We start from the raw sequence: 21,061 nt of genomic DNA on the forward strand, positions 1-21,061 counted from the left end.
CTATTTGAATTAAATTAAATACCAATGGAACTTGATTTGATGGCTACTTCCACGCCCCGGCGTAGGCGGTTAAAAGCTTTCATTGCCAATTGCGCTTGAGAAACCGGAATACTGGGCAGCATTGGAACACCACTTTCTCTCATCATTTTAAAAGCAATGGCCTTTTCATTGGTGGGCAATTTCATCAGCGTTGCAAAATAGACTTTCGGATTTTTAATGAAATCCTTTCTTGCTTTATAGGTCTCAGCGAAGTTTCGCTGGTAACCGAACGTCCTATCAAAAGTTTTTTCGCCACGTTCAAAAAACTGGTCACGGTCAAAACCACGTTTTACTTTCTTCCCGTGCATCTCGACTTCCGATGCCTTATGTTTACTCCCCGGAGAAAGACTAAACGTATTAGAAGCATCTTTCCGGCTTACAACGATATGGATATGGCTTTGGTTTCCCGCTTTTAGCATTCCCTGAACGATCCGCTTCCCATCCTGTTGATGGGGCGCCTCCCTTTCCAATTTGGAGATCTTTCGTTGTAGGGATTTAATTTCCCCCTCCCTACCCTGTGTTTTCAAGTGCCGGATCTCATTTTTAAGCTGAAGGATTTGAGTAGCATAGGGCTGGTTTTCTTTAATCTGCCAATCGGTTCCTTTAAAACTACGTTGGTGTTCTATTTTTGCGTAATACTTAATATCTTCAATACGAATAGGTCGTCCGTTGATTTCACGATTAAAGGAGGCTACATAATCCTTCATCAGTTCCCGGGTGTATCTTTTTAAATCTTCGCTGCTACTCTGCAATCGACTCAGCTCATATTTAGAAGGGCTGACCGTAATGGAATAAAATTTGGGTTCGGTCTTTTTGAGTTTAGCAGTGTTGCCATCAATTTCTTTGACTACTTCATCTGCGGAAATCTTATCCTCATATTGATTGAAAAAATGTTCCATTTCTGTAGGTTTCAAGCCTTCATTTTCTTTCTCCAGGTAACCGACAAAATCGCCTGAACTTTGTGAATAATTTCCTCCCATTTTTTGAGGTGTGATCGTGATGTACATAGCTCAAAAATTTAGTGTTCGTTATGATGGTTTTGCTTTTCCCGAAACCTTACTTTAGGTTGTTCTTCGGCATATTTCTTTTCCACAATCAAAGGTTTCTTTTTGGGTTCTTCTATTTCAAACAGCGATTGAATCATTGCTACAGTGGGTTTGGTTTGTGTCTTTTCCACGTCTCGCATTATGGCGATAACGGCATTAATTCTTTTTAAAAGTTTCGCTTCGATGGTCCTCCCCGTAGGTCCTAATTTTTCCTTTGGGGAGATCTCGTTATAGAAGAAAAAGTCGAGCATTGTTTCCAATGCTTCGGTGTGTGATTTGAAGTGTGTTTTTGAAAATTCCTGAAAACGTTTTGCCGTTTCATTTTTAAACCTAATGCCGATAAATGAGTCCATAGTTCGCCGATTTGTCGCAAATTATTCCCTAAAAATGGGCGTTTACAGGCCATTTGTCGCAAATTGTAGGAGGTTGGAAATTTTACATTTTTTCAAATTGCTGAATATCAATTATTTGAAAATAAAAAGGAGTGCTTAACATCGCATCGCGTGTTACCCTCTTGCTACTCCTTTTCGTCCCGCCCAGCGGGACAAAATTCCGTACAATCTGGCTCAAAGCCAATTGCCATTTTGAGGAAAATAATTTCCTGTTATGTTAATTTTCGATGGGCAGGGTTATCGGCGAAAGTCAAAAAATGGATAACCCTACGTAAAATTGAATGCTGAATTTCAGCTAACTAAAGATAATGATTTTTATGATATTAGAATTCATTAAATAAAAAAACACCACTAAAATATAGCGGTGTTTTATTCGTAATTTTTAAAATTCAAATGTTGAATACAAAAGTATAGGAATACAAATTCCGTATGGCTTCTTCTTCAATCATCGTTTCAAAACTGGTGTAATTTTCCTTGACGTATTTACGGATTTCATCCCCAAATTTTCGTTCCACATCTTTTTTAGAATCCTCTAAAAGTCGGTTTTGAGTTTCTTCGCTCAAGTCGGTAAAATTTAGATAAATCATAGCTTTCAATTTAAAGGATTCCGTTATCTGCAAAACTGTAGTAATCACCTTCAGGGGAAAGTATCAAATGATCTAAAACTTTGATATCAAACAACTCCCCAGCCTTTTTAATTTTTTGGGTCAGGCGTTTATCCGCTTCACTTGGTTTTAAAGTTCCACTCGGATGGTTATGTAATAAAATTACTGCGGTAGTGAGGCTCTTTAAGAGGACAGCAAATAAAATGCGGACATCCACTAAAGTACCGGTAATCCCCCCGTTGGAAACCTCATAAATCCCTTTGACTTTATTGGCATTATTGAGTAATAGTATTTTAAAGGTTTCGTGTAGTTCGATTGTTTCTTTGTTCCAATGGCTATAGGCTAAATCTGCCGCGCTTTGGGAACAGGTTATTTTGGGAAGTAAATTTGCTTTGGTGCTTCCGCTATAACTTATGGCTATTTCATTAACTTTGCTTTTCATTATTAGCTTATTTAAAGGGTTAATAATTAAAAGAGGGCGAAACTTTCGACGATGACGCCCTCTTTGCTTTTTAGGATTACTTATCGCTTTTGCTTCCTAGCAAAAGGATTTCATTGGCTTCAACCTCGGTTACATAGCGTTGGTTTCCGTCTTCGGTGGTATAGGTACGGGTTCGTAGTTTTCCCGTTAGGGCGATTTCCTTTCCTTTGCCTACATAATTTTCGATAATTTCAGCAGTCTTGCCCCAAGCTACAACCGTGTGCCAGTCGGTGGACTGTACTTTTTCACCCTTGTTGTTTTTGTAGTGTTCATTGGTAGCGATTGATAAACGGGCTACTTTTTTTCCGCTTTCAAGGTTGGTAATGGTCGGTTCTTGCCCAACGTTTCCGATTAACTGTACGTGATTTTTTAAAGTACTCATAACTAAGAAATTTAAAGATTAATAATACTATCTGAACCATTCAGAAAGTTTGCGTTTCTATTTTTTTGAAGTGATTTACTTATTATATCTTGAGCGTTTTCCTTTTTTGTTTTTTTGGTGCCGCCTCCTTTTTGATGTTTTTGTACGATTTCATAAGCTTCATTTTAGATTTACTTCCCATAGCGCCCTCGCTGTTACCTTTTTTTGTTGCTGATACATTTTCAATATTTGGAATTGATAAGGATTTATAAAAAGGAGGCACGACTGGCTTATGCAGTCCGTTCAACTTCCAAATGTTGGTATTTTGCTGTCAAAAAAAGGGAGGGACAGTGAGGGTACGGGAGTAGGTCTAAAGGCTTTTGTGAAGTACCAATACATAGGAAGCGGCACCAAATGATTAAATGGAATTCCAATTTAGCGGACTCCGTTCCCGATTTCGGATTGGAAATGCAGTGCTCCTTTCCAGTCACGATAGCTATTAGGGACGGCAAGAGTTAACAGAGTGGAAAGGAGAAATTGGTGATGGTGTCCAAGACTTTTTAGGGAAGCGCTACTGCCCGGAATGCAGCTTTTCGAGGAATGAAGGGGAATATGCTGAGTGAACTCAATAAAAGAATAATGCTTTATGGGCTAATTATACGCTATAGTGGAAAATATATGTAACAAATTCAATTGTCCTAAAAAAATACTTTTTTTGGCACAAAATTAAGCTCCTTATATTATTTGTTTCAATAACGTAAAATACTATTTACTTTTTTAAATATATTTGTAAAAAATATTTAACGTTATGCCTAGAAATAGCCTTATACTACTACCTAAAAACCAAAAGCTTTTACAAGCAGTAGGAGAAAATATCAAGTTGGCACGCTTACGCAGGAAACTAACGATGGATCAGGTTTCAGAGCGGGCAGGGATTTCCCGTCCTACACTTTCTTCCCTTGAAAAAGGAAGTCCTTCAATTTCTTTAGGTATTATTCTCCAGGTTTTATTAGTATTAGGATTGGAGAAGGATATATTGCTTTTGGCCAAAGATGATACATTGGGTAGAAAAATACAGGATGCCGATCTAACCGTTAAAGAACGTGGTCCAAAAAATACCAAGAAATAATGACACAGGAACGAAAAGAAATATTGGTATATGCGCATTGGGATGGAATTGAAGATCCATTCTTAATGGGGAGTTTATATGCTACGCCATCTAGAGGAAAAGAAATATTTTCCTTTGAATATGCTAAAGAATGGTTACAATCGGATTATGCCCAGATCATAGATCCAGATTTACAATTATTCGAAGGAGCCCAGTACCTGACTGATGAGAAATCCAATTTCGGTATTTTCTTGGATTCCTCACCTGATCGATGGGGTCGAGTTCTAATGATGCGTAAAGAGGCTGCTAAAGCTAGGAAAGAAGAACGCCGGCCTAACACTTTAATGGAATCGGATTACCTACTCGGAGTTTATGATAATAACAGAATGGGAGGACTTCGTTTTAAAACAACGTCCGATGGTGCATTTTTAGATGATGATGAAGCGATGGCAGCACCACCTTTCGCTGCACTTCGGGATCTTGAATTTGCCAGCTTACAACTAGAAAAAGAAGATGCCCCTGACAATCCAGAATACCTAAAATGGCTCAATATGCTAATGGCACCAGGATCTTCTTTGGGAGGTGCAAGACCCAAGGCAAACATTCGGGATACTGAAGGAAATTTATGGATTGCTAAATTCCCAAGTCAAAATGATCGTCAGGATATGGGCGCTTGGGAAATGCTTGCCTATCGGCTTGCCATTCAATCCGGTATTGAAATGGCACCGTCAAGGATACAAAAATTCTCACACCATCAACATACATTTCTAACACAACGATTTGATCGTAACAACGCTGGTACCCGTATTCACTTTGCTTCTGCAATGACCTTATTAGGATATACTGATGGAACGGACTATCAAGATGGGGTTAGTTATTTGGAGCTTGTGGAATTTTTGATGCAGAATGGAACTAACGTTGATAACGATCTCAAAAAATTATGGAGCCGCATTGTTTTTAATATAGCCATATCAAATACCGACGATCATCTTCGCAATCACGGATTCCTTTTGAGGGATTCGGGTTGGATACTTTCGCCGGCTTATGATATTAATCCAACCCCGAACGGTACTGGCTTGAAACTTAATATTTCAGAAACCGATAATGCGTTGGATTTTGACCTTGTACGAGAAGTAGCTCCATATTTTCGGTTAAAAGAAAAAGAGGCCGATGCTATTATCAATACAATTGGTCAGAATATAGCCCAATGGGAACAAATAGCGACGGATCTAGGTATTCCAAGAAACGAAATGGAATTAATGAAAAATGCATTTAAGTATTAAAATAGTTCATCCATACTATTTCTTGCTACAAAATAATATCATTTGAAATCAAGGGAAATGTCAAATTGAAAATGGGCTTATTCTGTACCTATTCTGTACCTATCGTAAAAAAGAAAGGCTTCACATTTCTGTGAAGCCTTGTCATTGCTAGTAGCGGGAACTGGACTCGAACCAGTGACCTTCGGGTTATGAGCCCGACGAGCTACCTACTGCTCTATCCCGCGATATATATTGTATAATATCTTATTTCAGTATGTTTCGATATCGCTTATTGCGTTATCGGGATGCAAATATACAACGCTTTTTTACTTCTCCAAAACTTTTTTTAAAAATTTATTGATCTCTTTTAGCTAAAATAAATTTCGATAGCTAATTTTCTATGGCTTCAAAGAACATCAAAAAAAATAACCTACTGACAGCAAACAAATTAAACAGTCTGATTATTGCTCAATATTTTCTGCTGCAAACTCCAGTAATTCCCCATCTTGAAAAGATACCGTAAACTCTATAGGATTACAGCAATTCTCGCAATCTTCAATATAGGTTTGGCGTCTTATCGAAGGATCTAAAAGTACTGAGATTTCCTCCCAGCAATACGGACATTGAAAAAAGTGCTCAAACATAATTAAAACTCAATATTTAGCAACTGGCCGGTTAATTGTAATAATTGAAGTTCGGCTAACTTTGCATCATATTTCGCTAAATTAAGACTCGTTTTGGCATCCAGCAAATTAATCTGTGCCTGTCTAAATTCAATAGACGAAATTTGCCCTAAGCGATACTGTTCTTCAGATCGGTTAAAATTATCCTGATTAGTGAGCACGTTTTCTTCCTGAACACGATAAATGTAAAGCTTATTCTCATAATTCCCCAAGGCATTAGCTATATCGCGTTCTACTTGTAATGCTATCTGTTTTTTTTGAAGTTGTTGATTTTCTTTATTGATTTTTGCATTCTGAATAGCCACGCTGGTTTGCCCTCCATCAAATAAATCCCAGGATAAATTAATCCCCGCAGAGAGGCCATCTGTAGTCGTGGTCGAACCCGGAAAAAATGCAGTAGCGGCACTAATATTCCTGTTCCAACCATAAGACCCCGTAAGTCCAACCGTAGGAAGATATCCAGATTTGCTTACTTTAATATCATAATCGCTAATAATGATGTTGCTTTGTGCTTGCAGCAAACTCACGTTATTGTAAGCTGATTGTTCTAAAAATGATTCGATTTGCAGCTGCGGAATAAAATCGACTAAAGTATCTACCTGAAATTCACGATTATTGATATCCCGGTTTAAGATCACATTTAAGTCCCTCTTGGTATTTTGTAATTGCTGACGGGTTTCAATAATATTGATACTATCTGTATTTACATCTACCTTCGCATTGAGTACCACCAGATTATTGGATTGCCCATATTCAAATTGATACTGGGCTCTTTTTACTCTCTCCTGGGAAATTTGAAGGGTTTCCTCTAACACCTCCATATTCTGGCTTAACCTGGCAACTTCATAATAAACGGTTAGTAGCTGAAGAATGGTATTTTCTATAGTTTCTCTGGCTTCTAATTGAGAAAGATTATATTGCTCTTTTAAACTTTTATAATTATAAAGCCTACCCAAACCATCAAAAAGAGTATAATCTAAATTTATTGAAGTACTGTAGGCTTCTCCTTCAATCCCCCTTTGATCTACATTTTCACCTCCTTCTGGCTCGGTAAGTCGGTCATTTAGGTCATAACTATATCCTCCTACAGCTCTTAGACTTGGTAAATAGCCAGAATTTAATATACTCTGATTATTTTCTGCAATGTCCACATTATTACTGGCTATTTTAATACCGAAATTACTTTCTAAAGCTCTGGAAATTACCTCTTCTTTAGTAAGCAGGGAATCCTGTAAAGGTTCCTGCGCGTTTGCTGAAAAAGATAGCCACCCGAAGAAAAAGACCGTAACATATATAATCTTAGTATTCATCTCTATTTTTTTCAGCTTCATGTAATTCTTTTATTGTTCGCTCTACAGACTCCCGTTCTACTCTTTCTCCGCTAGCAAGCCACTTAGTCTCTACTTTTATACGATTGGTAATTGATAATAATAAGGGCAGCAGGAAAAGGGTTAATAAAGTAGCAATCGCGATCCCATAACTAATGGAAATCGCCATTGGTTTTAAAAATTGCGCCTGTCTGCTCTTTTCTAAAAGCAAAGGCGCCATACCGGCAATGGTGGTTAAAGAGGTCAAGAAAATAGCTCTAAAGCGTGATTTACCGGCTTCGTAGATTGCCTCTTTAAATTTCAATCCATCCCGTAAATTACCATTGTACCTTCCTATAAGTACAAGTCCGTCATTAACCATAATTCCCACTAAGGCAATAATCCCCAAAGCTGAAAGCATATTGATAGGAAAATCATGAATCCAATGGCCCCATGCCACTCCAATTACACTAAAAGGAATCATAATCATTAAAAGCAAAGGCTGACTGTAACTTCTGAATGTAAATGCAATGGTTGCATAAATAAGAAAAAGAATAACAGGCAACACTGCACTAGCTGAACTTACCAGTTTTCCGGCTTCCCGATTCTGTCCTTCATAGGAAACACTCAAACTAGGATATTTTGCTAATAAATCTGGCATTACATTTTCCTGAATATCTGCCAAAATATCGGTAGAGCTTCCATTAGGATCTTCCATATCAGCACTTACCCTAATTTCACGCATCCCATCAAGGTGGCTTATCGATTCGGTGCCACGGATAATTTCATAATTCGCGATTTCATCAAATGGCACACGATTACCACTAGGAGTTACAATGCGCATATCATCCAAATCGTTTATTGAAGATCGATTTTCAAGATCATAACGCACCCAAACTCTAATCTCATCCTGCCCACGCTGAAAACGCTGTGCCTGTGTACCAAAAAAGCCATTTCTAACCTGTCGCATCACCTCAGCCAGATCCAATCCTAAAGCATACGCGTTCTCTTTTAAATGGATATTAATCTCTTTGATCCCTTTTGGATCACTATCACTAACATCCTTTAATAAAGGATTATTCTCAAAAATCGTTTTCAATTCTTCCTTCGCTGCTTCAAGTTCTTGAAGATTGTTTCCTAATAACGAAACCGAAACCGGAGATCCCCCAAAATTCCCTCCAGACCCAAAGGTTAGATTTTCCACTCCATAAACCGGTCCCACTTCATCACGTATAGCATTGGTGATTTCTGGAGCTCCAAAATCACGCTCTTCCCCTGGCAACAGGTTCACCTGTATAGAAGCTTTATTGTTCCCGGGCCCCACTCTTTTAATGGTGTTTTCAATAACCGATAGATTTCCGGTCTGCCGTTCGGTAAAATCTTTGTTTACGCGCCAGGCTGCTTCTTCAACCATAGTAATAATCGAGTCGGTTCTTTCAGGATTAACACCCTCAGGCATTAAAAGATCAATAGAAATCCTGTCACTGGCTACACTTGGGAATAAGGTAATTCTAATGATATTCCCCCCAATCGCTCCAAAGGTGAGAATTAAAACGGCTAATAAAATGCCAATACTCAGTATTTGCTGTTTAAGCACAAAATCTAAAGTAGGGGCATATAATTTATCACGAAGAAAAATCATGATCCGATCCCCTACTTTATTGATATCCCTCATTTTGCCGAAGAATTTTCCTATCGCTGTTTTAGGCTTAGGTGCATCACGTATTAAAGCCTTAGAATGAGCAATATGTGCTGGCAAAATAATAAGGGCTTCAATTAAAGAAACTACCAAGGTTAACATTACTACCGTTGAAACTTCACCAAAAAACTCTCCTATCCGGCTATCCAGAAAAAGAAAGCTGGCGAAGGCCAATATTGTAGTAATAATTGCTGAAATAATTGGCGGCACCACTTCAATAGTACCATCTAAAGCTGCTTTTATAGGGTTTTTTCCGCTTTCAAAATGCTGATAAATATTTTCTGAAATTACAATCCCATCATCCACCAGTATCCCAATAACGATAATCATCCCAAAAAGCGAAAGAACATTGATCGTTACATCGAATTGCTCTGCAAAAATGAACATTCCAAGAAATGCTACCGGCAAACCAAAAGCTACCCAAAAAGCCAATCGCGTATTTAAAAATAGGGAGAGAAAAAATAATACCAGCACAATGCCCATTATTCCGTTTTCTACCAGTAATTGCGTTCTTTCCTGTAACCGAATAGAGGAATCAAAAATCACATCTAACTGAACGTTACTGCTTTTGCGGTTATAATCTTCTATATATTCATTTACCTGGGCGGCGGCGGCAAGTAAATCTTCAGAATTGGTATTACTTATCGTAATATTTACACTCTGATTACCATTAAAAAAAGAAGCATTTGGTGTTTCTGAAAATTGATCTGAAACCCTGGCCACATCAGATAATCTAATAATTTCTCCGCTGGTTGTGGATTTTAAAACCAGATCCTGTAAATCTTCAGCGTAATAGGCTCGATTATTAGCTCTAATTAAATAATCTTCGCTGCTGGTTTTAATGGTTCCTCCCGTAGTTAATATATTAGCTCCCGAAACAGCTTGAGCCACTTCTTCAAAAGTGAGGTTATAGGCCAGAAGATCGTTTTCCCTAACTGCAATTTCAATCTCTTCTTCAGGGAAACCATCGATTTCAATCTGGGAAATCCCATCCATCATTCGCAAATCGTTTTCAATTTGCTCACTAATTCTTTTTAAGGTGACTAACGGAATTTTCTCTCCACTAATAGCAAAACGAATCGTAGGCCTTATGGACTCTTCTTTAGCTACGATTAAAGGCTCCATACCTGTTGGAAAGGTAGGAACACGATCTACTGCATTTTTCACCTCGGTAAGCATTACATCGATATTCTCGTCGCGCTCGATTTCTACCGTAATGGAGCCACCGCTTTCTCTAGCAACAGAGGTTACCCGTTCTATACCATCTAAACCTTTTAAATTATCTTCTATTTTAAGGATAATCCCTTCTTCAATTTCCTCTGGTGCCGATCCTGGGTAAGTGACATCAATATTTATCATTCGGCTTTCTTCCAATGGAAAAAACGAAGATTTTAAAGTAAAGGCCCCAATGGCTCCAAACAAAAGGAAAGCTATAATTACGATATTTACCGCAACTTCGTACTTAATAAAGTAGCTAATTAGTTTTCTCAAAGCTATTCGGTTTTTGCGGTATCCCTTATTTCTTCAGCATTTACCAGTTGGCCGGCATAAGCTCCAGGAACCGATGCAGCAAGCATCCTAGTACCATCTTCCAGGCCTTTTACCACAACCGTTTCTGTACTAAAATATACCGGATCTACTCTTACAAGATCTAACACACTATCTCTAACAATATAAACCTTAGAACGCTCTACCAGTAATTCCCTGGGGATTTCCAGTGCATTAGGCTCTTCCTTTGCATCAAGCATTGCTTCTAAATACATCCCTTCCTGAATGTCTTGTCCTTCTACACGAATAAATACCTGAATGGTTTGTGTCTCCAGATTTACTCTCCCATTAATTCGGCTTACCATACCGGTGTATTGCTTTGTTCTATCCAGGTTTTGAAGTTTAACCTCTTTCCCCACACTCAGCAAATCACTAAATTTCTTAGCAATAGAAACCTGCAATTCATACACTGAAGGATCGATAAATTCCCCTAATTTTTGCCCAGATCTAATTAGTGTCCCTTCTTTCACTAAAGCCTCGGTAAGAATACCGTCAAAAGGAGCTACATGGGTGTATTTCCTTAAACGCTCTTCCAGGTTTTTAATATTATAATAGGCAGAAACAATCCCACGCCCACTAATAAAATATTTTTCTTTATCGGTTTCAACCTCTGGAAGCGCAGGTACGGATTTATTGATATCGAAATTATTTAAATATTCCTGCCATTTTTCAAAGACCTCAGGATAATCTAAACGCAAATCGGGCATAATAGCAGTAATGCTGTTATACAAATCACTTTTAGCTGATTGTACGCTAGCCGCATATTCCGCAGCATCAATATTCAATAAAACCTGACCTTTTTTATATTGCTGCCCTGGTAAAAAATTATGCCTACTACTTCTAAAAATGCCCTGAACTTCAGAGTAAAGTTCAAGTTTTCGTAGCGCAGATACATTTCCATTAGCGGGAATACTAATGGGCACTGTATCATTTTTTACTGTTTTTACAAATACATTTTTTACAACTTTTTTTATTTTAGGATCTTCTTTTACATTACTATCGATGATCCATTTAGCTGCAAAGATGGCCCCGACGATTAGTAGGAGTCCAAGTGCTGAAAGAATTATTTTGCGTATATCCATAACTTATTTAATTGGACTCCTAAAACTCGTTAAAGTTTAATCGAATATCATAATTTTTTAAGAAATTAGCTAATCTCCTCTATTTCTAGCTGTAATTCTTCCCATTCTTGCATTAAACTTTTAAGATGCTTCTTCTTATCATTATAGCTGTCCAAAAAATTTGACTGAGCAATAGTTTTCTCATAATTGGTTGCTAGCTCCTGATCCTTCTTTTTTAACTCCTTTTCGATTTTGGAGATTTTAGACTCTATTTTACTTAATTTATTATGTAGCCCTTTTAATTTTTTTTGATCTTCATAGGATTGCTTTTCTGTAGCGATTTTTTTGGCTGCGGTTTTTGGAACTTTATCCCTTTTCTCTACTGCACGCATATCCTCAAGTTTACGCTGTTCCAGATAATAATCAATATCCCCTAAATACTCTTTTATTTTTTTATTTCTAAACTCGTAAACTGTACTGGTTAACCCCTGAAGGAAATCCCTGTCGTGAGAAACGATAATCAAAGTACCTTCAAAGTTTTTACAGGCTTCTTTAAGTACATTTTTCGATTTAATATCAAGATGGTTGGTAGGTTCATCCATCACCAAAACATTAAAAGGCTGCAATAGCATTTTACAAAGAGCCAGCCTGTTTCGTTCCCCTCCAGATAACACCTTCACTTTTTTATCCACTTCATCTCCGCGAAATAAAAATGATCCCAACATATCACGAACTTTAGCTCGATTACTCTCATTCGCAGCATCGACCATCGTATCATAAATACTTTTTTCCCCGTCTAAATAATCTGCCTGATTTTGAGCAAAATACCCCAACTGAACATTATGACCTAGTTTTAGATTCCCCGAATGAGAAATCTCATCGATGATAATTTTTGCCAATGTGGTTTTTCCCTGTCCGTTTTGCCCAACAAAAGCAATTTTACTACCTCGTTCTATAAGTAGATTAATATCCTCTAAAACCTGATGTTTCCCATAAGCTTTCCCCACGTGTTCCGCTTCTACCACCACTTTACCAGGTTGCACCGAAACCGGAAAACTGATATTCATTACTGCATTATCATCTTCATCAACTTCAATACGATTAACTTTATCCAACTTCTTTATTAAAGACTGCGCCATGGAGGCTTTAGAGGCCTTTGCTCTAAATTTTTCGATAAGTTTTTCTGTCTGCTCTATTTCTTTTTGCTGATTCTTTTGGGCTGCTAATTGCTGTGCTCTAAGCTCCCCCCTAAGCTCAAGATACTTAGAATAAGGCTTCTTGTAATCGTATATTCTTCCTAAAGAAATTTCTATGGTTCGGTTGGTCACGTTATCTAAAAACATCTTATCGTGAGAAACCAGAATCACACAGCCAGGATAAGAATTCAGAAAACTTTCTAACCAGATAATACTTTCAATATCCAGGTGGTTGGTGGGCTCATCCAGCAATAAAATATCATTATTTTGAAGCAAAAGCTTAGCAAGTTCTATCCTCATTCGCCATCCTCCTGAAAAAGTATCGGTAAGCTTTTCAAAATCCTCTCTTTTAAAACCAAGACCAAGTAAAACTTTTTCAGTATCGCCTTCGTAATTATAACCACCGATAATTTCGTATTGATGGGTCACATCGGTAAGTTCCTGAATTAATTCTGTATACGAATCACTTTCATAATCGGTACGTGTTGCTAATTGATGATTTATATCGTTCATTTTAGCCTCCAGCGACTTAATTTCTTCAAAAGCCTGATAAGCCTCATCCAAAACGTTACGTCCCTGTACAAAATCGATATCCTGCTTAAGGAATCCAATTCTTAAGTCTTTGTCTTTGGCGATTTGTCCGCTATCATATTCCTGTTCGCCAGCAATAATTTTTAGCATGGTAGATTTTCCCGCTCCGTTTTTACCTATAAGACCTATACGATCACCGGCACCTAAACGAAAACTAATTTCCTGAAATAAATATTCTCCTTGAAAAGAGACTGAAAGATTATGAATATTGAGCATTATTGTAACGAATGTAACTTAAGGTTCGTGCAAAGATGATTAAATTTGTAATGCAAAAAAAATATTATGAAATTCTTGAAAGGCACTAAGTTATACAGCATTCTTACAGGCACCTGTCCTGTATGCCAGGAGGAGAGCATGTATAAAGAGAAAAACCCTTTTAAATTGGGGCAAGTATACGAAATGCATGATCGTTGTTCGCACTGCGGAACCAAATATAAAATAGAGCCCTCTTTCTTTTACGGCGCAATGTACGTAAGCTATGCCGTTGGCGTAGCCTTTGCGGTTGCCGCTTTTATCATTGCTCATTATTTTCTAGGCGGTGGACTGCTTACTTCTTTTTTCGCTATTGTGGGAACACTAATTGTCTTTATGCCTATCATTATGCGTCTCTCAAGAAATATCTGGATTAATTTTTTCCTAAATTACGATAAAAATGCTGCTTCTAAAACGAAGCATCAAAATGATGATTTATAAAATTTCTTTTGAAAACGTGTAATATCGACTTCTGGTGGCAACGGAATTTCATCTTCAATAAAATTGAGAAGTTTTTCTGAAATTAAAGGTGCTATTAATACTCCACGGCTACCAAAACCATTGCAAACAAACAGGTGATGATACTCTGGATGATTCCCTACTAAAGGTCTACGATCTGAAGTGGCGGGCCTGATCCCGGCAACCTGATCCACTATTTCGTATTCACAGGTAATCAATTGATCTAAATCTTGCTGTAATTTTTCTTTTGCTTGTAAAGTTGGTTGCTGCGTTTTATCCTGATGATTGTAAGTGGCCCCAACTTTATATAAATTATTTCCCAGCGGAAGAATAAAAATCGATGACTTGACGGCTTGTTTTAATTGGAGAGCTGCTGATTTAATCACCAGATACTCCCCTTTGTTCCCTTGTAAAGGCAAATAATTGAAATAAGGATTGTTTACCATGCCAAATCCTTCGCAAAAAATAATATTTCTGGCCTCAGTACCATCATAAGAAACCGAATTCTCATTCAATTTCAGCTTATCATAATCGAAACGCTTATTTTTTAATAATTGATGTTTCTGAAGATGTTTCTTATAAGCGCTTACGAGTAAATTAGTATCTAAAGTACCCGTTTTCTCTACTTTCCCAAAGGAGAAATCGCCAGGAATAAATGGGTTAACCTGTCTGATAAGTTGTGTATTTAAAAATGGAGAAAGCCGAAAATTATCAGCAGCTTCAAACCAGTTATTTTGTTCTTCAACCGAATGGAATCTACGATAAATATTAAGAGGCTTAAGCAGATCTTTGCCAAGCTTTTTTTCCAGTTTTTCATAAAAGGGCACAGAATAACTTATTTGCTTATCGCCTTCCCACGCAAGGGTAAACCTTTTTAAAATCACTGGATTAAAAATACCTCCTGCTACTTTCGTAGAAGTTTGAGAATCATCTTCAAAAACAACAAAACTCCGTTTTCTTGCTTCCAAATGATTAGACAGTGCTATACCACTAAGTCCTAATCCAACAATAATATAATCCAGCATATATAATTTTTAGCAATGCAAAGTAAGAATAAAAAAAGCGCCCTTAAAAGGCGCTTTTCATATAGTTATTAAGAATCATATTTTAATAATTCCACATATCCTGTTCAAAATTACGGATTTGTTCTTTTATACGCTCAGATTCTAAAAGCTGCATAAAGCTGTTATCAACAATATAATCATTGATTTGTCGGTCTCCCTGCACATTATCCTCTTTATAGATTACAGAGTTAAACCTTCTGGAGTTTAAAAGCTGATCGTAAGAAACCGTAGTATTATTACCAATATAGGCTTTAGCTTTATAAAGTACTTCCCTTGCATCTGGATACCAAACCCAAAAAAGGTCTACAAGGTCATTTAGCTCTGAATCGTCAATAAAGTTAACATCTGGTGCACGAGGAGCTATACCTAAAATTCGGTATTTAAGCTCTGCCTGTCTCTTATCAAAATACCAGATTCCTCGAATCTTATATTCCTGTATATCTGCTGCACTTAAATCCCTGCGATCAATAAATTGCTCATCGACCTCCTGACCCGCGTTGTACTGCTCTATTCCATAATTAGTAGTATCTACCCTGGATAAGGTTGCTTGAATATCCTTTAATGTTCTTTTCTCTGTAAAATAAGAATCTGCATAAATATTCTCGATCTTCCCTTCTTTGATCGCTCTAACTAAAACATCATATAAGGATCTTCTATTAGCAGAAATGTTTAGTGTATCTACCGGATAGTACAAAGGAAAATTAACGCGCTCATCCAAATCAATAATCTCCCAGGTCCCTTTAGACCATAGCACATCACGATCATCTACATAGCCATATTCCAGGGGTTTCTCATCTGCGGCTTCTGTAAGCTCTGCATTTGTTGATTTCCCAATATCTTCTGGCTTTTTTGCATTTAAAATATTAGCTGTTTGCGACAAACCGGAAAAACCGATCAGCAAAAACAAACTATATATTATATATTTCCCTTTCATAATACTTTCCTTTTCTTAATTCGTAAGTTCTATAAAGACCGGAGCGATCTTTTTAAGCTTATAACCACTGTTGGTAGTTAATGAGGCATCAATATCAAATATCTGAACGGTTTCACCTCTACCTGCTCTACGTAATGCTGCTTTTGCAGCATTGTCCAATCTGTTTCCTCTAACTGTAACTGTAGGTTGTCCTGAAACTTTAAAGCTAAAGCCGGTAACTCTTAAACCAATATCAAAATCGAAATCTGGTAGCTCAGCTCCAACTTCAGAACCTTCTAAGCTATTTCGTTGCATTTTAACAGAACCGGTTTCCCTTCTTATTGATCCAACCGGACTTGGAATATCCTTAATCCTAAAAGTTGAACTAGAAGGATAGCTTTTTCCATCTATTGTTCCTGTAACATTAATCTTTACTTCTCTTTGCTGAAGTGTAGTTACATCCATTACATAACTACTTCCAGAAGTTCTGGATAAACCAGGTGCACTAGCTTGAACATTATTATCTGGGACACCAGCCATAGAAATAGTTAATGGGTTTTTAACCCCACGGTATAACACATTCATTTTATCAGCAGAAATTGTTGCTGAATTTGGTTTTGGAATCACTGCAAATTTTTGGTTAACCGGAACCTCTATAGGCTCTTCTCCTTCATTAAATATAAGTTTACCCGTAATGCTATGATCGCCGGCATTTCCCACAGGAACATTCAACACAACTTTCCCTCCCTGTAGCGAATAATCATTATCTGATAGCGTTCTACCATCTAATTTTAACTCTATTTTATTAGGTTTTGTGGTCTCATCACTTCTACCAAGCACAATTGCTCCATCAAAAGTTTCTCCCTGATAATAAGCAGATTTAGGAGCTTCTAATAAGGTGGTGTAATTGGTCATAGAAACTTCTTCTTGTAACTGCCCTGCTAACATTGCTGAAAGCACATCATTCTCTGTAGTTTTAATATCAGATTGTATCTGGGTTAATTGAGTAATAGAAGCTATTAAAGGAAAACCTTCAAAATTATACGTTAACCAGGGCTTTTTAGTCCCTTCGCTATCTTCGCGCTCACCAGTATTGAATTTACGCTCAATTTCATTGTTCAGGGTACTAAAACCCTCACCCAAAGTATTGATTACTCCTTCACGATATTCGTTAATTTTAGCTACAAATTCCTGTCCCTCTGGAGAAATCTTACCACCTTTAAAAAATTTCTCATCCAGAATATCTGTTTTATCCATCGCCTGATAATCCTGAGGATCATCTAAACTTGAGGTTAGATCATTTTTAACGCCTTGGATATAGGTGTCTAAATTCTGAGAAAGTTGATTTATCGTCTCAGCCTTTTGAGCTAACTCTGCATATTTTGCGGCTTGCTCATTAGCTTTAGATTTTAATCCCTGCATAGCAGCGACATTTCTCTGTTCAGTAGTGGCGTTAGATTCCTCTAACTTTTCATTCATAGAGCCAAAGGCTACCAAAACCTCTTTCGACATATTAAGTGCCATCATCGCGATGAACACCAAATACATCAGGTTGATCATTTTCTGCCTTGGGCTTTGTTTTCCTGATGCCATTTATTTTATATTCTAATTAGTTAATTATAAAGTCTAAAGATTATGCTCTTCTTTGACCGTGCATAGCAGTTAGCATACCACCATAAACACCATTCAAAGAAGCCAGGTTTTGGGTTAAAGAATCCATTTCGGCTTTAAGCTTACCAGCATTCTCTGCCACGGCTTTGTTAATTTCAGCCTGTCTGGAAGCCGATTCCACCTGAACTTTATATATACTATTTAGAGTTTCCATTTGAGTAGCAGCAGTAGTTAATTCCTGGCTGTATTTCTTCTGAGAAGCCATTGCATCTACGGTTGGTGCAATACCTTTAGCAGCACCTTCAAAATTTCGTATGCTATCTCCAAGACTTGTCATTAATGCAGCATCTACTTTTGCATCTCGCAACATATCATCTAGCTTTTTAGAAAGCATTCCCTGAGCGTCTTTAGTTTCTTCGATCACTACTTCTTTTTTTCTTGGAGAAGTAATCGCTGCACTTCCCTGGGCTAATTCTGGATAAACAAGGGACCAATCGTAACCTTCATCTACAGGTTCGAAAGCAGAAACGGTAAATACTAAAGCTTCTGTACATAATCCAAGGATTAACATTTCATTACCAAAAGGCCAGTGCATAATTTTAAAAAGCGCTCCAAGGATAACTACAGCCGCACCAAGACCGTATACCATATTCATAACTTTTGCTCTAGTTTTTGATTGTGCCATAATAAATAATTGCTAAGTTTTAAAGGTTTTTATTTAGGGGATATTGATTTATCTTAAAGGAGGTTGTTGGTTTAAAGGAACATCGTTACCTAAATAATCCTGTACCGTTCTAAAACCAATATAACTTCTTGCTGAATCTGCATATTCGTAATCTCTGGAAGAAACTTGTAAAAAGTAAGCTACATCTTTCCATGATCCTCCTCTAACTACTTTTCTTGGGTCTTCATAATTATTTACCGTTGGGTTCATAGAAGACATATAATCGTAAGATGCGGCATCATAAGATGAGTTTACCCATTCTGCAACGTTACCGGCCATATTGTACAATCCGTAACCATTAGGATCAAAAGATTTAGCTTCTACAGTATAAAGAGCCTGGTCTGCGGCATAGTCTCCTCTTAATGGCTTAAAGTTAGCCATAAAACAGCCCCGATCATTTTTTGTATAAGGACCTCCCCAAGGATAAGTCCCACCTTCTAAACCTCCACGAGCAGCATATTCCCATTCTGCTTCAGTAGGTAATCGATAATGGGGTACATTGCTATCCCCTCTGGATTTACGAAAATCATTATTGTATTTTGTTCTCCACTGCGCGAATGCCCTGGCTTGTTTCCAGGTCACTCCTACTACCGGGTAATCATCAAAAGCACTATGCCAAAAATAATCATTGTGCATAGGCTCATTGTAAGAGTAATTAAAATCTTTAATCCAAACAGCTGTATCTGGATATACTTCAACTACCTCGGTTTTCATATAATTACGACGTTCACCTTTTCCCTTTACCGCTGCTTCAACATCCATCCAACTGTACTTAAACTTTAGGTTTTTAACATCAATAGTTCTCGTACCGTTGTAAGCATCCTCCTGCGGAATATATAACTGATCCATCACTCTGGCATATGCCACATCCGGATAATCTTCGGTATCCCAAATAATGTCTACGTCTTTATTAAGTTTACGGTTTTCATAAGCATCCATTTCACTGCCTGTCCCATAAGTTTCAAGCATATACTCCTGATATGGCGTTAAATTCGATTCGTCTGCATCTGCAAAGGCATACTCACCAATTCCACTTGCTCCCGGAGTTGCGCCCTCAAGCTCAGCTTCCATCGCCAGCATTACGCGCACCACAGAATCCTTAACGTAATTTACAAATTGTCGATATTCTGCATTGGTAATTTCGGTTTCATCCATATAGAATGAGTTGACTGTAACCGTTTTTGGTGGGGCATTTAGTTGTCCTGCTATATCATCATCAGATTTCCCCATTATAAATGACCCTCCAGGCACTAAAACCATCCCAAAAGGCTCTTCAGGGTTCCATCTTTTTCCTTTCGCACCTACGAGCTGTCCCCTGTCATTACTTCCACAACTGTAGATTAAAGCAAGAACAGCAACTAGCGAAACAATTTTCTTCATAATACTTTTTAGGTTAAGACATCTCAATTTAAGGCAGTAAACCTATCTAATTATTTTCTAAAAAACAATAGTTTTAAGAAAATTACAATATAACCAGGCCTAGCCAAAATCTATTAAACTTCGTTTTTTCTTTTTGCTTTATACCATCTTTCTGGAATAACCTGATTACAGGCTTCCAAATAATCCTCCTCACTACAAGGTAATAACGTACTCCTTTTTAATTTAGTATTGCGATTAGCTACGTAGGGAATTTCAATCCACCAACGACCGCTAAGCGGACTTTTAAAAAATACAAGTACATCATCATCAACAGGCACCTGATACTTAACAAACTCTTGCTTAGCCGCTACCGTGTTTTCATTATTTCTATAATTTACACCTTCAGCAAAATACCAAATCATCTGTGCTAAAAGCATATTAGATAATTCCCCTAGTGCCGAATTATATTCAAACACACCAAAAGAACTTACCTTATCACTAAGTCCTGCATATCGTGAAATGGCACAAATCTCTTTTCCGTTAAACCCGTTTGGTGATTTAAAAACCGAACTTCCTAAAGAGCCTGCTTCGATACTATTTATATCTATACTCACCAGATTCGCGGCTCTCATTATAGGTTCTATTAAAGAAATATCATTGCTAATCTCACCCAACCGATAAGCATCAAAAAACAGCCTATCCATCAATTCTATTTCTTCCTGAGAATTAAAATAGGTTTGATAACCTATATTGGAATAATTAAAAAGGTTATAAGGCTCATTCACTATAATCTTGGACACATAAGATTTATTGGAGATTACCTGTTCTGCATCACCAAGGTCGAAACGGGCATCTACATTAACAAGGTTCACCATCTCATCTAGAGTATCATAAGCGCGATATTGCGCATAAATAAGATCCTGAGATCCTCCAAGAATCACCGGGATCACCTCCATTTTAACCAATGCAGCTACTGTTTTTTCTACTGCAAAATAGGTGTCTTTTACAGTATCGCCTTGCTGTATATCTCCTAAATCTGCAATATTTAAATGCCAATTCCCCGGAAACAAACCATAAAAGGCTTTTCTAATTCCATCAAAATTCAGCAAACTATCTTCATAAGATTCAGCTAAGCGATTTTCACGAATTCCAATAATAGCGATTTGCACATCACTAAGATCAGGAATCCCATTTAATACCGAATTAAATTTTGCTTTTGCACCTATGCTATGCTGACTTAAATTTTTAGCATAAGCAATCAACTCTTCACTTACAGGACTTAAAAAATCCAATTCCATTC

19 protein-coding genes and 1 tRNA gene are annotated in these 21,061 nt (G+C 37.4%); 3 read left to right on the plus strand and 17 right to left on the minus strand.

Translation table 11 applies throughout. The annotated features are described in order from the left end of the window. Nucleotides 1–14: 14 nt before the first annotated feature. The 5 genes from mobB to ZPR_RS19535 form a co-directional block, all read right to left on the minus strand. On the minus strand, nucleotides 15–1,046 hold the full coding sequence (gene mobB / locus ZPR_RS19515) for a MobB family relaxase (protein WP_013073512.1): 1,032 nt from the start codon (nucleotides 1,044–1,046) through the stop codon (nucleotides 15–17). Nucleotides 1,047–1,057: 11 nt separating this feature from the next. Beyond that, nucleotides 1,058–1,438 (minus strand): BfmA/BtgA family mobilization protein, encoded by a 381-nt coding sequence (locus ZPR_RS19520; RefSeq protein ID WP_013073513.1) that lies wholly within the window; start codon nucleotides 1,436–1,438, stop codon nucleotides 1,058–1,060. A gap of 428 nt (nucleotides 1,439–1,866) precedes the next feature. Next, nucleotides 1,867–2,064, minus strand: a complete 198-nt coding sequence (locus ZPR_RS19525) for a hypothetical protein (RefSeq protein ID WP_013073514.1) — start codon at nucleotides 2,062–2,064, stop codon at nucleotides 1,867–1,869. Nucleotides 2,065–2,074: 10 nt separating this feature from the next. After that, nucleotides 2,075–2,524: a JAB domain-containing protein gene (locus tag ZPR_RS19530; protein WP_013073515.1), complete on the minus strand. Its 450-nt coding sequence runs from the start codon at nucleotides 2,522–2,524 to the stop codon at nucleotides 2,075–2,077. Nucleotides 2,525–2,600: 76 nt separating this feature from the next. After that, nucleotides 2,601–2,945 carry a single-stranded DNA-binding protein gene (locus ZPR_RS19535; protein WP_013073516.1) on the minus strand — a complete coding sequence of 115 codons (345 nt, stop codon included), beginning with the start codon at nucleotides 2,943–2,945 and terminating at the stop codon, nucleotides 2,601–2,603. A gap of 787 nt (nucleotides 2,946–3,732) precedes the next feature. Here ZPR_RS19535 and ZPR_RS19545 point away from each other — a divergent pair. Both ZPR_RS19545 and ZPR_RS19550 read left to right on the plus strand, forming a co-directional pair. Then, the gene (locus ZPR_RS19545) at nucleotides 3,733–4,053 is read left to right on the plus strand and encodes a helix-turn-helix domain-containing protein (RefSeq protein WP_041579188.1); all 321 of its coding nucleotides are present in this window, start codon (nucleotides 3,733–3,735) and stop codon (nucleotides 4,051–4,053) included. Continuing rightward, nucleotides 4,053–5,315: a type II toxin-antitoxin system HipA family toxin gene (locus ZPR_RS19550; RefSeq protein ID WP_013073520.1), complete on the plus strand. Its 1,263-nt coding sequence runs from the start codon at nucleotides 4,053–4,055 to the stop codon at nucleotides 5,313–5,315. Before ZPR_RS19545 ends, ZPR_RS19550 begins: the two co-directional genes overlap by 1 nt. 151 nt (nucleotides 5,316–5,466) lie before the next feature. Here ZPR_RS19550 and ZPR_RS19555 read toward each other — a convergent pair. The 6 genes from ZPR_RS19555 to ZPR_RS19580 all read right to left on the minus strand — a co-directional run bounded on the left by ZPR_RS19555 (nucleotide 5,467) and on the right by ZPR_RS19580 (nucleotide 13,595). Beyond that, nucleotides 5,467–5,539: transfer RNA gene (locus ZPR_RS19555), tRNA-Met, on the minus strand. Nucleotides 5,540–5,755: 216 nt separating this feature from the next. Then, complete coding sequence (locus ZPR_RS19560; protein ID WP_013073521.1) at nucleotides 5,756–5,938, minus strand: CPXCG motif-containing cysteine-rich protein; 183 nt, start codon at nucleotides 5,936–5,938, stop codon at nucleotides 5,756–5,758. Between the two features lie 2 nt (nucleotides 5,939–5,940). After that, entirely contained in the window at nucleotides 5,941–7,287 is a 1,347-nt protein-coding gene (locus ZPR_RS19565; RefSeq protein WP_013073522.1) for a TolC family protein, read from the minus strand. Further along, nucleotides 7,277–10,474, minus strand: coding sequence for an efflux RND transporter permease subunit (locus ZPR_RS19570; RefSeq protein ID WP_013073523.1), 3,198 nt, complete (start codon nucleotides 10,472–10,474; stop codon nucleotides 7,277–7,279). Before ZPR_RS19570 ends, ZPR_RS19565 begins: the two co-directional genes overlap by 11 nt. A gap of 2 nt (nucleotides 10,475–10,476) precedes the next feature. Continuing rightward, complete coding sequence (locus ZPR_RS19575) at nucleotides 10,477–11,613, minus strand: efflux RND transporter periplasmic adaptor subunit (protein ID WP_013073524.1); 1,137 nt, start codon at nucleotides 11,611–11,613, stop codon at nucleotides 10,477–10,479. A 65-nt stretch (nucleotides 11,614–11,678) separates the two neighbouring features. Then, a complete protein-coding gene (locus tag ZPR_RS19580) occupies nucleotides 11,679–13,595 on the minus strand; it encodes an ABC-F family ATP-binding cassette domain-containing protein (protein WP_013073525.1) in 1,917 nt (638 codons plus the stop codon). A 66-nt stretch (nucleotides 13,596–13,661) separates the two neighbouring features. Between ZPR_RS19580 and ZPR_RS19585 the strand changes: the two genes are divergently transcribed. Continuing rightward, nucleotides 13,662–14,072: a DUF983 domain-containing protein gene (locus ZPR_RS19585; RefSeq protein WP_041579190.1), complete on the plus strand. Its 411-nt coding sequence runs from the start codon at nucleotides 13,662–13,664 to the stop codon at nucleotides 14,070–14,072. On the opposite strand, the gene ZPR_RS19590 is transcribed toward ZPR_RS19585, so the two are convergent. From ZPR_RS19590 to ZPR_RS19615, 6 genes are all read right to left on the minus strand, one after another. Beyond that, nucleotides 14,054–15,115: an NAD(P)/FAD-dependent oxidoreductase gene (locus tag ZPR_RS19590; protein ID WP_013073527.1), complete on the minus strand. Its 1,062-nt coding sequence runs from the start codon at nucleotides 15,113–15,115 to the stop codon at nucleotides 14,054–14,056. The two genes, ZPR_RS19585 and ZPR_RS19590, sit on opposite strands and share 19 nt — an antisense overlap. A gap of 82 nt (nucleotides 15,116–15,197) precedes the next feature. After that, nucleotides 15,198–16,088 (minus strand): type IX secretion system ring subunit PorN/GldN, encoded by an 891-nt coding sequence (porN, locus tag ZPR_RS19595; RefSeq protein ID WP_013073528.1) that lies wholly within the window; start codon nucleotides 16,086–16,088, stop codon nucleotides 15,198–15,200. A 15-nt stretch (nucleotides 16,089–16,103) separates the two neighbouring features. After that, nucleotides 16,104–17,660 carry a type IX secretion system motor protein PorM/GldM gene (porM, locus tag ZPR_RS19600; protein WP_013073529.1) on the minus strand — a complete coding sequence of 519 codons (1,557 nt, stop codon included), beginning with the start codon at nucleotides 17,658–17,660 and terminating at the stop codon, nucleotides 16,104–16,106. A 40-nt stretch (nucleotides 17,661–17,700) separates the two neighbouring features. Further along, a complete protein-coding gene (gene porL, locus ZPR_RS19605; RefSeq protein ID WP_013073530.1) occupies nucleotides 17,701–18,363 on the minus strand; it encodes a type IX secretion system motor protein PorL/GldL in 663 nt (220 codons plus the stop codon). Nucleotides 18,364–18,411: 48 nt separating this feature from the next. Beyond that, nucleotides 18,412–19,782, minus strand: coding sequence for a T9SS ring complex lipoprotein PorK/GldK (gene porK / locus ZPR_RS19610; RefSeq protein ID WP_013073531.1), 1,371 nt, complete (start codon nucleotides 19,780–19,782; stop codon nucleotides 18,412–18,414). Nucleotides 19,783–19,895: 113 nt separating this feature from the next. After that, nucleotides 19,896–21,059, minus strand: coding sequence for a formimidoylglutamase (locus ZPR_RS19615; RefSeq protein WP_013073532.1), 1,164 nt, complete (start codon nucleotides 21,057–21,059; stop codon nucleotides 19,896–19,898). Nucleotides 21,060–21,061: the final 2 nt, after the last annotated feature.

This window comes from Zunongwangia profunda SM-A87, assembly GCF_000023465.1.
Taxonomy (GTDB): Bacteria; Bacteroidota; Bacteroidia; order Flavobacteriales; family Flavobacteriaceae; genus Zunongwangia; species Zunongwangia profunda.

Bases quoted from the DNA above. Each gene is read 5' to 3' on its own strand.
- mobB (WP_013073512.1), bottom strand. From the start codon at position 1,046: ATGTACATCACGATCACACCTCAAAAAATGGGAGGAAATTATTCACAA.
- ZPR_RS19520 (WP_013073513.1), bottom strand. From the start codon at position 1,438: ATGGACTCATTTATCGGCATTAGGTTTAAAAATGAAACGGCAAAACGT.
- ZPR_RS19525 (WP_013073514.1), bottom strand. From the start codon at position 2,064: ATGATTTATCTAAATTTTACCGACTTGAGCGAAGAAACTCAAAACCGA.
- ZPR_RS19530 (WP_013073515.1), bottom strand. From the start codon at position 2,524: ATGAAAAGCAAAGTTAATGAAATAGCCATAAGTTATAGCGGAAGCACC.
- ZPR_RS19535 (WP_013073516.1), bottom strand. From the start codon at position 2,945: ATGAGTACTTTAAAAAATCACGTACAGTTAATCGGAAACGTTGGGCAA.
- ZPR_RS19545 (WP_041579188.1), top strand. From the start codon at position 3,733: ATGCCTAGAAATAGCCTTATACTACTACCTAAAAACCAAAAGCTTTTA.
- ZPR_RS19550 (WP_013073520.1), top strand. From the start codon at position 4,053: ATGACACAGGAACGAAAAGAAATATTGGTATATGCGCATTGGGATGGA.
- ZPR_RS19560 (WP_013073521.1), bottom strand. From the start codon at position 5,938: ATGTTTGAGCACTTTTTTCAATGTCCGTATTGCTGGGAGGAAATCTCA.
- ZPR_RS19565 (WP_013073522.1), bottom strand. From the start codon at position 7,287: ATGAATACTAAGATTATATATGTTACGGTCTTTTTCTTCGGGTGGCTA.
- ZPR_RS19575 (WP_013073524.1), bottom strand. From the start codon at position 11,613: ATGGATATACGCAAAATAATTCTTTCAGCACTTGGACTCCTACTAATC.
- ZPR_RS19580 (WP_013073525.1), bottom strand. From the start codon at position 13,595: ATGCTCAATATTCATAATCTTTCAGTCTCTTTTCAAGGAGAATATTTA.
- ZPR_RS19585 (WP_041579190.1), top strand. From the start codon at position 13,662: ATGAAATTCTTGAAAGGCACTAAGTTATACAGCATTCTTACAGGCACC.
- ZPR_RS19590 (WP_013073527.1), bottom strand. From the start codon at position 15,115: ATGCTGGATTATATTATTGTTGGATTAGGACTTAGTGGTATAGCACTG.
- porN (WP_013073528.1), bottom strand. From the start codon at position 16,088: ATGAAAGGGAAATATATAATATATAGTTTGTTTTTGCTGATCGGTTTT.
- porM (WP_013073529.1), bottom strand. From the start codon at position 17,660: ATGGCATCAGGAAAACAAAGCCCAAGGCAGAAAATGATCAACCTGATG.
- porL (WP_013073530.1), bottom strand. From the start codon at position 18,363: ATGGCACAATCAAAAACTAGAGCAAAAGTTATGAATATGGTATACGGT.
- porK (WP_013073531.1), bottom strand. From the start codon at position 19,782: ATGAAGAAAATTGTTTCGCTAGTTGCTGTTCTTGCTTTAATCTACAGT.
- ZPR_RS19615 (WP_013073532.1), bottom strand. From the start codon at position 21,059: ATGGAATTGGATTTTTTAAGTCCTGTAAGTGAAGAGTTGATTGCTTAT.